This window comes from Bradyrhizobium sp. McL0615, assembly GCF_049993905.1.
Taxonomy (GTDB): Bacteria; Pseudomonadota; Alphaproteobacteria; order Rhizobiales; family Xanthobacteraceae; genus Bradyrhizobium.
The window spans coordinates 8,070,001-8,082,491 of the sequence record NZ_CP188254.1 but is presented as its reverse complement, the minus strand read 5'-3'; the positions used below and the strand labels follow the sequence as shown (position 1 = coordinate 8,082,491).

Annotated in this window: 8 protein-coding genes and 1 rRNA gene (1 of these 9 running past the window's edge); 7 read left to right on the top strand and 2 right to left on the bottom strand. The window is 59.7% G+C overall.

Annotation, left to right across the window (positions count from 1 at the left end; translation table 11 throughout):
* Nucleotides 1-143: 143 nt before the first annotated feature.
* From ACPPVP_RS38910 to ACPPVP_RS38885, 6 genes are all read left to right on the top strand, one after another.
* Nucleotides 144-968, top strand: coding sequence for an AfsR/SARP family transcriptional regulator (locus tag ACPPVP_RS38910; RefSeq protein ID WP_426528819.1), 825 nt, complete (start codon nucleotides 144-146; stop codon nucleotides 966-968).
* 256 nt (nucleotides 969-1,224) lie between these two features.
* The gene (locus ACPPVP_RS38905) at nucleotides 1,225-1,449 is read left to right on the top strand and encodes a hypothetical protein (RefSeq protein ID WP_426528818.1); all 225 of its coding nucleotides are present in this window, start codon (nucleotides 1,225-1,227) and stop codon (nucleotides 1,447-1,449) included.
* The gene (locus tag ACPPVP_RS38900) at nucleotides 1,424-2,578 is read left to right on the top strand and encodes a hypothetical protein (RefSeq protein ID WP_426528817.1); all 1,155 of its coding nucleotides are present in this window, start codon (nucleotides 1,424-1,426) and stop codon (nucleotides 2,576-2,578) included. Before ACPPVP_RS38905 ends, ACPPVP_RS38900 begins: the two co-directional genes overlap by 26 nt.
* 28 nt (nucleotides 2,579-2,606) lie before the next feature.
* A complete protein-coding gene (locus tag ACPPVP_RS38895) occupies nucleotides 2,607-3,494 on the top strand; it encodes a phage tail tip lysozyme (protein ID WP_426528816.1) in 888 nt (295 codons plus the stop codon).
* 11 nt (nucleotides 3,495-3,505) lie between these two features.
* Nucleotides 3,506-4,645: a hypothetical protein gene (locus tag ACPPVP_RS38890; protein WP_426528815.1), complete on the top strand. Its 1,140-nt coding sequence runs from the start codon at nucleotides 3,506-3,508 to the stop codon at nucleotides 4,643-4,645.
* Between the two features lie 18 nt (nucleotides 4,646-4,663).
* The gene (locus ACPPVP_RS38885) at nucleotides 4,664-6,202 is read left to right on the top strand and encodes a hypothetical protein (RefSeq protein ID WP_426528814.1); all 1,539 of its coding nucleotides are present in this window, start codon (nucleotides 4,664-4,666) and stop codon (nucleotides 6,200-6,202) included.
* 128 nt (nucleotides 6,203-6,330) lie between these two features.
* Here the strand turns inward: ACPPVP_RS38885 and ACPPVP_RS38880 are convergent, their stop codons facing one another.
* Nucleotides 6,331-7,956: a hypothetical protein gene (locus ACPPVP_RS38880; protein WP_426528813.1), complete on the bottom strand. Its 1,626-nt coding sequence runs from the start codon at nucleotides 7,954-7,956 to the stop codon at nucleotides 6,331-6,333.
* Between the two features lie 167 nt (nucleotides 7,957-8,123).
* Nucleotides 8,124-10,190: a peptidoglycan DD-metalloendopeptidase family protein gene (locus ACPPVP_RS38875; protein WP_426528812.1), complete on the bottom strand. Its 2,067-nt coding sequence runs from the start codon at nucleotides 10,188-10,190 to the stop codon at nucleotides 8,124-8,126.
* An 842-nt stretch (nucleotides 10,191-11,032) separates the two neighbouring features.
* On the opposite strand from ACPPVP_RS38875, the gene ACPPVP_RS38870 reads away from it, so the two are divergent.
* Nucleotides 11,033-12,491 (top strand): 16S ribosomal RNA (locus ACPPVP_RS38870); it runs 30 nt beyond the window's last position.

Here is a 12,491-nt window from a genome sequence, read left to right as displayed (position 1 = left end):
TGTTGGGGAAACCTGACTTCGCGCGCTTTCTTTAAGATCGACAATTTTAAGTTGAGGCTGCAATTTGAGCTGAGCTGGCTGAAAGCCAGAACGACATTTTTAGGTGGTGCTCTTTAGTTGTGTTCGCGCGGAAGGGGGCGGCCGTGTTGACCGTTAGTTTGTTCGGCGCCAGTCGAGTTACCAGTAGTAACGAACAGATTTGGTCGGATCTCGGCCCAGCGGGGCGGCGATTGGCTGGCTTCCTGTTCACGTTTCCGGATCGCCCGCATCGCCGTGAGCGGCTTATCGACTTGTTTTGGCCGGAGCTTGATACCGAGAAGGGTCGCCGAGCCATGAACTCCGCGGTCTGGCGGCTGCGGAAGTTGCTTGCATCATCTCCCGAATACCAGGAAGGCCACAGTTTGAGGACTGTTGGCCCGGAGACCATTCTTGAGAAGACGCCGTGGCTGGACGTTGACACCTGGGCCTTGCTTCACGCCGCGCGGACCACGCTCGGTGGCTCCGAGGCCCATCCGGAGCCATCGAGAATGAAGGAGATTCTCGCGGTTCTGTATCGGTACGAGGGGCCGTTTCTGGACGGCGAGGATGCCGAATGGATTTTGGAAGAACGCGAGCGGCTTCACTCCCTTTTCATCCAGTCGGCCCTGATCATGGTTCGTCATCTCGGGCTTTGCAACTACTACCACGATGCGATCCGGCTCGCCCGTCATGCGCTGCGCTTCGATCCTTACCGCGAAGAGCTGGTTCGGCACCTCCTGACCCTGCTCGCGCTCGATGAAAGACGAATCGATGCCATCAGGTACTACGATCATTGGATCGGCCTGATCCGGAAAGAACTCGGCATTTCGCCGCTTCCGGCGACACGCGCGATCATCGAAGAGATCAGGGACCTGCATAATGCCGAAAACGCCCAGCATCTGCGCGCGCGTCTGATCGGCCGCGACGAGAAGCAGATTTTTGCAGTTTGAGCGCTGGTCTGGCCGTCCCGGCCTCGGACGGCAGCGTCACCCGGCAACTCCACACTCACACCCTCGACAAAACCCCGCCAGGGCGAAGCCCGTGGCTTTCCCTGGGCGCACCGTGACTTCGCCGTGATCCGCAGCCGATCCGCCGGGCAGCGGATCGTGGACCGGCCGTGAGCGAACGACGACAATTCCCGAACGATCGCAGGATGGTCCCGAGTTCGGGCCATGCGACCGTCGCCGCATGGATTCACAACGACCATTGCTCGATCAGGTTTTCATTCTGCGCTTTTGGCGTGAAAGCGCCGATGCCAGGGAACAGGCGCGTTGGCGGGTCCTGGTTCGCAACATCAACACCAGCCGGCGCGACGTGGTCGACGATGTGCAGCGCGCCTTCGCGATTGTCGCCTCCAATTTGGATGCAGCAGCCGGCGAGCATGACCGGCCGGAGCGTTTGGACATTGAACCATCAAAACCTGAGCATTGAGAGATATCGCGTGCGTGGAGCCCACCCAACTAACAAAAGCCAACCGCCGCGAGCGAAAGCTTCGCGGGGCCGCGACTTCGCTCGTGCTCGCCGCGATGGGCCGGCTGCGATCGTGCACACGGCGGCTTTTTTGCTTTTGCCGCCGCGTGGCGTTTTGCTTTGTGCAAAGCTTTTTTCGGTGCTTGCGGTATCGCTAGCGATGGCCGGCTGCCTTCCATCGACGAGGACGCCTGAGCGGCTTTACCCCGTCGTTGCGGAAATGGACGTCGTTCGAGCGACGCAGGAAGACCTGGTCAATCGATATAATATGTCGGTTTTTTCCGTGCCTTCTCAAGCGCGGCTGATCAGAAACGAGATCATCGCGCAGCGTATGTACGCGGTCGACGTTCAATATACCGAGTATGAAAATGCTCTGACCAGGGAAGGTCAGGAGGTCAACTTTGGAACGCTTACCGCGGCCGGGGCGCTCGGCACAGCATCCACGCTGTTTACGCCCGTGGTCACCAAGTCCGTTCTGAGCGGCTTGTCGACGGTCACTCTTGCGGGAAAGGGGCATTACGACAGCGAAATACTGATGGCCCAAACCATTAGGACAATTCAAAAGCAGATGCGGGCCAGCCGCAATCTGATCGCTTCCAATATTTCCGCGAAACTGATCCAGAGCGTGACCGAATATCCGCTCTCGGCTGCCCTGTCGGATGTCGAGGACTATTACAACGCGGGGACGCTGACGACCGGCGTTATCGATACGTCAACAACTGTTGGCATCAAGGAAGACGATTCCAAATTCGTAAAGCGAGCGGTCAACCAAGCGCCGCTCAGTCAGCGCGCTGAAGTTCTGCGCGATGTGACAACCCCCATATCTCCGCCTCCTCAACTGCCAGTGATCGTTCCGCAGGGCACCGGCTTCGTCGAGCAGCGCCTCTTGCCGAGCGTGATCAAGCAGTTGCAACGCGTCGTCTGCCTCGACGAAGATGGAAAATTCTCAGCTCAGTTTCGCACACGGGTAATCAATCATCTCAACAAGATAAACAGAAAAGACCCTTCAGTCCCGGCCAATATGCTTTCCAGGCGGGACGTCAACATTATGCAGGACGAAAACGACAATAAGGTACGAGACTGTTCGTAGTTTTTGCGCGACTGCAGCGAGGTTACAGATGGCGATTGTTCGCGATAATTTTGCCCAAATGTGCGTGGAGCAAGCCTTGATGGTCGGCGTCAATCCGCACTATTTGGTTGCGGTTGCAGATCTGCTTTCGGGAATCTCGGACGACAAGGACGGCGATCGCGTCGGGTGCTTCCGGCGAACCCAGGCCGACTGGAATCAGAATGGAACAGAACCGCAGTTTTTGATTGCGTTGCAGCCGGACGACATCAACAGCACGAGAATGCAATGCACTTTCGCTGCGCTGCAGACGTTTCGCGCCCAAGCCCAATTCTTGAAGACGCACAGGGGCCGGTTTCCCAGTCCGGACGAACTCTATGCGCTTTGGCCGAAAGATACCCCACCTGCCGGCAAGACGCTCCAGGGCGCACTCGACAATACGAAAGACTTGATTGAACCGGCTGAGGACGCCATTCTTGACGGCCTGGATCTCGGTGTCCTTGCTGGCGATATCAAGCTCGACTCGATTAGCGCGGCCAAGAAACCGATAGCGCTTCAAATCATCACCGCATTCAAGGCGGCTGATTACAATACGTTTCAGCAAGCGGCGGCTTTGGCGAATGCCATCGCCGAGTCGGGGCTGAACCCCAATTCGCGAAATAACAATCCGCCCAAAGAGGACAGTGTCGGTCTGTTTCAATTGAATAGGCTGGGCGGCGGCGTGGGTGATGGCAAGTCGGTCGAAGCATTGAAGGATCCGGCGACAAATATTGCGCTTATCATTCAGGAGGCGAACAAGGTGTCGGCGTTCAAGGCGTCTGACTCGCTCTCAACGGCCGTATCGATCTTTGTCCACAAGATTGAGCAGCCCGGCGATAAAGAGGGGGAAACGACCAAGCGCCTCGCAATAGCACTAAAGCTGTTGCCCCCTGCGGCCTGATCGGACCGGACATGAAGACCGCTCAAAAGCACGGTTTTTTCCTTTACTCGAAGCTGGCCGCCGCTGTTGCGGCGGCGTTCGCGCTGTCGGGCTGTCTCCCGTCGACCGGAACGCCTGTGCGACTTTATCCCGTCGCCACCGAAATGGAGGTGGTGAGAACTACGCAGGAAGAACTGGTCCGACTGTACGGTATCAATGTTTTCTCGGCCCCAGCCCAGGCACGCCTGATCAGGAACGAAATAATCGCGCAGCGGATGTACGCGGTCGATGTTCAGTACACGCAGTATGAGAATGCGCTGACGCGGGAAGGGCAGGAGGTCAATTTCGGGACGCTGGTGGCGGCAGGCACGCTGGGCACGGCCTCTACATTGTTTACGCCGGTCGTGACCAAGTCGGTTCTGAGCGGTCTCTCCACCGCGACCCTCGCGGCGAACGGCCATTACAACAATGACATCCTTTTGGCCCAGTCCATCAGGACGATCCAGAAGCAGATGCGGGCAAGCCGGAATCTGATTGCCGCGGATATTTCCGCGAAATTGATCAAGAGCGTGTCCGACTACCCGCTTTCCGCCGCCCTGTCCGACGTGGAGGATTATTATAGCGCAGGAACGCTGACGACTGGCGTGACCGACGCTTCGACCACCGTCGGCATCAAGGAAACTAACACTAGGGAACTGAAACAGGAGGTCACGCAGGCGCCGCCCGCGGTGCGTGCCGCGATCATCCGTGATGCAACGATACCAGCGGAGCCGGCCCGCGTCGGCGGAGGCGGCAGACGCGGCGTCGCGGTCACGCCACCTCCTGCTTCCGGCGGCCGGGACGACGCACCCGTAGCGAAAACTTGCATGCCCGTGGTCGACGATTCGGCCGAGACGCTTGTCGATTTCCTGTGCCCGGCCAATTTGCTTCGCAAATCGCGAAAGGATCAACTCGTTGGTTTGAACGCGGTGCTCGTGGACGCGCTGAAGTCGGATGCGGAGCTTGGTCCGCAGGCGATGAGGGACAAACTGGCAGCAAGAGCCATAGCTATGGCGGCGAGTCCCGAGGTCATCATCATCAGCAGGAATAGCCTCGACGCCACAATACGCAGGAAGCTTTCGACCGTCCTGAATGATGCAAGGAGCACCGGGCGCCTGGTTCCAGCCAACTGATACTCGGAGAATGACATTATGGTCGATAGTCTCTCGGGAAATCAGGGCGCGCCCCTGAATTGGGCCGTCGCCCCGAGCATGGACAGTGCGGATTTTCACGACCAAGGCGGACAGGCTTGGCGATACGACGCGACCGGCGTATTTCTAAAAAATAATCCGCAGCCGCTTCGGACGGACGGCAATCCCGTCACCGTCGAGGCGATCCTCGCCATCTACGGTACCGAAATCTTCAGCGCATCGCTGACGCGTCAGATTCCGCCCGAATTGATCGTGATGACGATCGGGGTTGAGACGGCGATGTTTCGCAATGTGAATTTTACGGGTCCGAAAACCTTCCGCTGGGAGCAGGGGGTAATGTCCTACAGCGCAGGACCGATGCAGATTCTGGAGACTACCGCGCGAGACGTGATTTCGACGCTCCACCTGGTTTTCGAGCCGCAGGACATTCCGCCGCATTTTAACAGCAAGCCCAACATAGCGCCTTCCAACAACCCGCTCTATGACGGCGACACCAATATCATGTTGGGTGTCGACGATATCAATCGCCACAGAGACAAGACCGGGCTGGACCCGATTCTGGTTGCGGCGAGATACAATCGCGGCAGTTTGCAACGTGGCGCAATCAATCCAAATAATCCCTGGGGGCTTGTGACTACCCTAGATCATCTCAATCGCGCTGCCGCATGGTTCGGCGACGCCTGCTTTGTGCTGGCGCAGTTGCGGCAGGGACAAAAGCTCAATGCAAATGATGTTATCGACCCGCCGGCGGCAATCGATCCTGATGATGACGCAAGGGAGGATTTCGCGGTTAACGGGCTGACTAGGCCGGAGGCGCTTGCTCAGGCGGCGGACTATCGCGACAGCGGCGCGGAGGTGGTTGAAGTTCCGGAAGAGAATGATCTCATTACGCTGATCGTCACCTACCAACGCGCGGTCGCCGACCCGGACAATCCGCCGCCGCCGCCTCCGCCACCTGCTGGTGACGCGGCGATTAAGGCACCCGATATCGGCGGCTATGTCATTTGCATCGAGCGCAGGCGGGTCCAGGGCCGAGTCGGCCAAAGGTTCAAGAGAACCGTCAGTGAATATCAGGCATTTTTCGATCGGCAGCCAATCGAGGGGATAAATGGCAACGCCGTCGAGCGGCAGGGCCCCGGCGACAATTCGAATACCGGGGTTTCGAGACATGCGCGTCTAGAAGAGGGGACCTACCCGCTATTCACGCATGCGGGAGATCGAAATCGATATCGGACATTTGGATTTGCGAACCCGGGCGGATTGAAATCCAGAGCTTGGCCTTCGATCCGGGTAGGAGGCACTGGCTCGCGAAGCGGTATCCTCATTCATTGTGCCGCCGGATTTCTCATGAGCATCGGGTGCATCAATCTGACCGGCAAGGCACTAAAGCTCGGTAAGGACGATCTCGAGTTTTTCGACAGTCGATCGCGCGTTATCGGACTTATCCAGAACATGAAATTGCATCTCGGCGCGAAATTCCCCAGTTCGAACAATGTCAGGATTCCGGATGCGACGTTGGTGATACGCGGGGAGCCGTGAACCGGACTTGCCTTGAGGCCAGTTCACGGCACGCGTGAAAGCGACCGACGGCGCTTGTTGGTTGGAAGACTGCGCGGGAGTCAGAGTAAGGTCCTTCTCGCGCCCTGCTTCGCCGCTCCTTACGCCCGCTACTTCCTCACCACCTTGTAAATCGCATTCTCCACATCCGACGAGAAGTAGATCACCCCCGTCGCCCCCACGCCGACGCCCGTCGGGATGTTGCTCGGCAGTCCGCCGGGTGCAGCCGGTAGTCCGATCGGCAGGTTGGAGGCGATCTCGGTGATGGTGCCATTCGCCGGGTCGATCTGGATGATCCGCTTGGCGCCGACCTCGGCCACGATCAGCTTGCCGTCGGGCGCCAGCGCGATGCCCTCGGGGCCCTTGAGATCCTTCGCCACCACCGTCTTTTCGCCGTTGGCTTCGACCTTCGACACCTGGCCGGCGAAGGCTTCCGTCAGATAGACCGTGCCGCCCGATCCGGCGACGAGCCCGACCGGCCCCTCGAGGCCGCCCAGCACGACGGTGCGGTCCTTGCCGTGCTCTCCTGAGGCACGGACCAGCGATTTGCTGCCGAGTTCGTTGACCAGAATGCTGCCGTCGCCGAGCTTGACCGCGTCGTGCGGCGCCTTGAAGTCGTGCAGCATCTCCTTGGTCTTGCCGGTCTTGCGGTCGATCAGTTGCACCGTGCCGGTGAACCAGCTCGACAGCAGCACATCGTCGCCGCTGGCGGTGGCGCTCATCGGATATTCCAGCGTCACGCCATCGGCATGCATGCGGGCCGGCTCGGAGACCTCGCCGGTTGCGCCATCCACGGTGCGGTAGGCGAAGACATCGGCGATATAGATGGTGTCTTTGCCCCCATCGGAGACCACGCCGATGCCGCCGGGCAGCGACAGCTTGCCGATGATGACCTGCTTGGCAGTGCCGGTCTCCGGATCGACCTCCTGGATGCCGTTGTCGGCCATGTTGGAGACGAAGATGCGGTCCTTGTCGTCGATCGCGAGATTGTCGAGCGAGGGCTTGAGCTGGGCGACCATCTTCTTCGCGCCGGTCTTCGGATCGACCCGCACCAACTGGCCGAGCGCGGTATCGACTACAAAGAGATTGCCCCTGGAATCGAAATTGACCGCGGCCGGAATCTTGAAGCCGTCGGCGACCACGGAAAGCTCGGCCTTGTCGACGTCGACTTTGGCGACCTGGCCCTTGAACCACAACGGGCCATACAGCATGTCGTCGGGTCCGAATTCGAAGCCGTTGAGGCCGCCCATCTTCTCCATGATCTTGCGCGGCGGTTTTACGCCCTCGACGTCGATCTCATAGAGCGCGTCGCCCAAAAACACCTGGGTCGCGTACAGCCGGCCATCCTTGCGGAAGGCGAGCGAGTTGATGCCGGGCAGGCCGGAGGCGAGTTTCTTCACCGGGCCGTCGCCCTTGCGCGCGTAGAGATCGCCGGTGAGGAAGCCTGTCCACGCCATCGTGCCGTCGGGCGCAAACGCGATGTCGTCGGCCATGCCTTCGGGGGAGGGGATCGCGATCTTTGCCGTTCCGTTCGCACGATCGACCTCGTAGAGCGCGGCGCCGGCGACGCTGCCGGCGAACAGGCGGCCGGACTTGTCGATCCCGAGCCCGTGCACGCCATGGAACGCCGAGCCCGGAACCAGCTTGGTGACCTCGTAGGTCTGCGCCGATGCGGCGGCCGTGTTTCCAAGAACGATCGCCGCAACCGTCGTTGCGAGTGCAAGCCTGCTCGTCATGACGCTTCCTCCCACGAATTTTTATGGGGGCAGTATTTGTCGCGGCGGGCGGTTTGGCAAACGAAACTGTCGGGCACCGGCGTGGTCGCCGCCATAAATCCGACACGCGCGGCGCGAGACGCCGTGTCCGAGGCTCGAGATTTTATCGAAGGTTCAGCGGCTCAGATTCAGCGGCTCACTTGGCGCGTCTGTGGCCCGGCGCCGGTGGCTTCGGAAACACGGGCTGCGCTGCCGCGGTTGTTCATCTGGACATCGAGGCGGTCACGCTCTTTTTCGAAGCCCGCCATGACGGCGCCTTCGAGCGAGCGGCCGCGCGGCAGCTTGACGCGCATCGGATCGACGAAGCGGCCATTGACCAGGATTTCATAGTGGACGTGGGCGCCGGTCGACATGCCCGTCGATCCGACGAAGCCGATCACCTGGCCCTGGCGCACGCGCTTGCCCGGCTCCATGCCCTTGGCAAACGCCGACATATGGCCGTAGGCGGTCTCGTAGCCGTTATTGTGTTTCAGGCGGACATATTTGCCGTAGCCGCCTTCCCAGCCGACCTTCTCGACCACGCCGTTACCGGAGGCGAAAATCGGCGTGCCGTAGGGGGTCGCCCAGTCCACGCCGGTGTGCATCTTGGTATAGCCCAGGATCGGATGGCGGCGGCCGCCGAAGCCCGAGCGCATGATCGCGTTGTTGACGGGCTTGCGCACCAGGAACTTCTTCGCGCTCTTGCCGGTCTCGTCGTAAAAGTCGACGACGGAATCGTCGGGGGTCACGAAGCGATAATATTTCTTGGTCTCGCCGCCGACGGTGAGGGAAGCGAACAGCACCTCGGTCTTTTCGTTGTTGGCAGTGCCTTCACCCTCGCCGGCGAAGAACACGTCGAAGGAGTCGCCGGGCTGCACCTTGCGCTGGAAGTCGACGTCGTAGGAGTAGATGCGGACCATGTCCTCGATCACGGCGGCCGGCACCTTGTTGCGCAGGGCGGTCTCGTAGATGCTCTGGTAGAGCCGGACGCCGCTGCCGTCATCATCATCGTCGTCGTCGTCCTTGCCGGTAGCGGCCTCGGCGACGGTATTCATGCTTTGCACGTCGACGGCGACGTATTTGCCGACGTCCGACAGCGCGGCCACGGCTTCGACAGTGGTGTCGTTGGCGACGATCACGCGATAGGGCTGCAGGCGGGCGGTGGGGCCGAGCCCCGAGGGCGCCATCAGGATGCGGACCTTCTGGCCCTCCTTCAGGCCGCCGTCGCGGCCACGGGGGCCAAGGGTCAGCGCAACCGCCCTGGCCTCATCGGGCGTAGCGCCCTGGTCGCGCAGGATCGAGGCGATACTGTCGCCCTTTTTCACAGTGTGAACGCGTTCGCCGGACGGATTGCCGCCGGTGATCTGGTCCTTGGTCTTCGGCAGCAAGGTGACGTTTTCCGGCACCACGCGGGTCTCGAAGCCGGCATAGGGGTCGGAAACGTTGCCTTCGGTGGCATAGGCGAGCTTGAGATCGGACTGGGCGCCGCTGGCGTCGGCGGCGGCATTGGCTAGCGAGGTGTAGCGGACGCCGCCCGAGCCGCGCCAGTTCGCGGCATCGCGGACCCGCATCAAAACTTCGTCGAGCGCGACCACAGCGGCCAGTTTTGCCTTCGGCAGCACCGTCGCCAAATCCTTGGTAACGAAAGAAACCTCGGCGTCGGGTTCGACGGCTTCGGGGTTGTTCGGGTCCTCGGACGCCGCCTGGGTCGTGGTGCCGACATCGGTCAGCATGCGCTGGGCATTGAACGGCGGGATTTTTGAGCTGAGATCGCTCGTCGTCATCGACAGATTGCCGGAGATGCGGACGAAGGGGCGCACCCGCATGACGTCGCGGTTGCCGACGCGGGTGACGGTCGATACCTGCATCACGTTGCGCGAGGCGGTGGATTCGCCGGGTGGCGGCAGGCGGTCGCTCTTGTGCAGGGTGGCGGTGCGATCGTTGGCGCCGAACGCCCCGCGCAAGGCGCCTTCGACCCGCTCCGGCACCTTGGCAAAGGTCATTTCGCCGTCGAGCGACGCAAAAACGGCGCCGCCGATGAGAGCCGCGCCGCACAGACCGGTCAGGATAGTGCCGCTAAACCATTGTACGGAGACACGGCGGCGATCGATCACCGCAGCCTCGGAACCATCAACGGAAAGTGGCGGCTCGTGACCGAGATCAATGATCCCGGTCTCGCGTCCATAGCCGCTCCCGCGTGGCGCCTTCTGGCTCAACCCTGTGTCCCCCCGAATTCCAACAACATCCGATAAAACCCCTCGCCCGATCCGATCCCACGTTTCCGCCCTTTAAAGGGCGCTAGTCCGGAGCATGGCGTGCCGCACGCATATTGATTCGTGAATCAGAGGCCAGAAGAAGATCGGCCGGAGTCTCGAACGTCAATGGTGTGCAGATCTCTCGAAGTTGCTCGGCCGCATGGGAAAGGCAACGGGTTCATTGAGATTGCCTGTCCCGGGTAGTTGTCCACCGGCAGCCCCCACTGGCATCCGATGATTCAATGCATACCTAATAGCCAGAACGTCGCAGGATTGTGGCTCTAGTGCGGCCAAAGCCCCCAAATATAGGGACTTCTCTGCGTCGCAAATTTCTTCGACGTGATGCGACAATTTCTTGACGATGGGCGTTGACAACCCCGATCGGGCGGGCCTATAACCCGGCCACTGAGCGCGGCGATGCATTGGCCCCCGAGGCCAACGCATCTTTTCGCGCCCCGTAAGCTCCTCATTACGATGAGTGACTCAACAGCCGATAACAGTCGGTTGTTATTTGTCGTCGGATGAGGTGTGCGGGAACCTTCCAGCAGTGGAAGGATGGGGTCCCAGTGATCCCGGGCTGTTTGACAAGTGAAGATGAAGAAAGAGAAACGTGGACGGCGGAGTCCTTGCGTAGTCTCGAATATTTGAAAACCTCGGTTTTCATCTTTCGAGGCTGGACGAAAGACTTCGGCGGTACACGTTTACATAGGTTACACCATCGTCGTCAGCGATGTGAATCGCGGGCGATAAATATGGTGGGACCTCGTCAAACGTTGTGATCAGCCGGTTTAAAGTTTCAAGTCCAACTTGAGAGTTTGATCCTGGCTCAGAGCGAACGCTGGCGGCAGGCTTAACACATGCAAGTCGAGCGGGCGTAGCAATACGTCAGCGGCAGACGGGTGAGTAACGCGTGGGAACATACCTTTTGGTTCGGAACAACACAGGGAAACTTGTGCTAATACCGGATAAGCCCTTACGGGGAAAGATTTATCGCCGAAAGATTGGCCCGCGTCTGATTAGCTAGTTGGTGAGGTAACGGCTCACCAAGGCGACGATCAGTAGCTGGTCTGAGAGGATGATCAGCCACATTGGGACTGAGACACGGCCCAAACTCCTACGGGAGGCAGCAGTGGGGAATATTGGACAATGGGCGCAAGCCTGATCCAGCCATGCCGCGTGAGTGATGAAGGCCCTAGGGTTGTAAAGCTCTTTTGTGCGGGAAGATAATGACGGTACCGCAAGAATAAGCCCCGGCTAACTTCGTGCCAGCAGCCGCGGTAATACGAAGGGGGCTAGCGTTGCTCGGAATCACTGGGCGTAAAGGGTGCGTAGGCGGGTCTTTAAGTCAGGGGTGAAATCCTGGAGCTCAACTCCAGAACTGCCTTTGATACTGAAGATCTTGAGTTCGGGAGAGGTGAGTGGAACTGCGAGTGTAGAGGTGAAATTCGTAGATATTCGCAAGAACACCAGTGGCGAAGGCGGCTCACTGGCCCGATACTGACGCTGAGGCACGAAAGCGTGGGGAGCAAACAGGATTAGATACCCTGGTAGTCCACGCCGTAAACGATGAATGCCAGCCGTTAGTGGGTTTACTCACTAGTGGCGCAGCTAACGCTTTAAGCATTCCGCCTGGGGAGTACGGTCGCAAGATTAAAACTCAAAGGAATTGACGGGGGCCCGCACAAGCGGTGGAGCATGTGGTTTAATTCGACGCAACGCGCAGAACCTTACCAGCCCTTGACATCCCGGTCGCGGACTCCAGAGATGGAGTTCTTCAGTTCGGCTGGACCGGAGACAGGTGCTGCATGGCTGTCGTCAGCTCGTGTCGTGAGATGTTGGGTTAAGTCCCGCAACGAGCGCAACCCCCGTCCTTAGTTGCTACCATTTAGTTGAGCACTCTAAGGAGACTGCCGGTGATAAGCCGCGAGGAAGGTGGGGATGACGTCAAGTCCTCATGGCCCTTACGGGCTGGGCTACACACGTGCTACAATGGCGGTGACAATGGGATGCTAAGGGGCGACCCTTCGCAAATCTCAAAAAGCCGTCTCAGTTCGGATTGGGCTCTGCAACTCGAGCCCATGAAGTTGGAATCGCTAGTAATCGTGGATCAGCACGCCACGGTGAATACGTTCCCGGGCCTTGTACACACCGCCCGTCACACCATGGGAGTTGGTTTTACCTGAAGACGGTGCGCTAACCGAAAGGGGGCAGCCGGCCACGGTAGGGTCAGCGACTGGGGTGAAGTCGTAACAAGGTAGCCGT

Excerpts from the sequence above, each read along its gene's own strand:
- ACPPVP_RS38895 (WP_426528816.1), top strand. The coding sequence starts at position 2,607 with ATGGCGATTGTTCGCGATAATTTTGCCCAAATGTGCGTGGAGCAAGCC.
- ACPPVP_RS38880 (WP_426528813.1), bottom strand. The coding sequence starts at position 7,956 with ATGACGAGCAGGCTTGCACTCGCAACGACGGTTGCGGCGATCGTTCTT.
- ACPPVP_RS38890 (WP_426528815.1), top strand. The coding sequence starts at position 3,506 with ATGAAGACCGCTCAAAAGCACGGTTTTTTCCTTTACTCGAAGCTGGCC.
- ACPPVP_RS38885 (WP_426528814.1), top strand. The coding sequence starts at position 4,664 with ATGGTCGATAGTCTCTCGGGAAATCAGGGCGCGCCCCTGAATTGGGCC.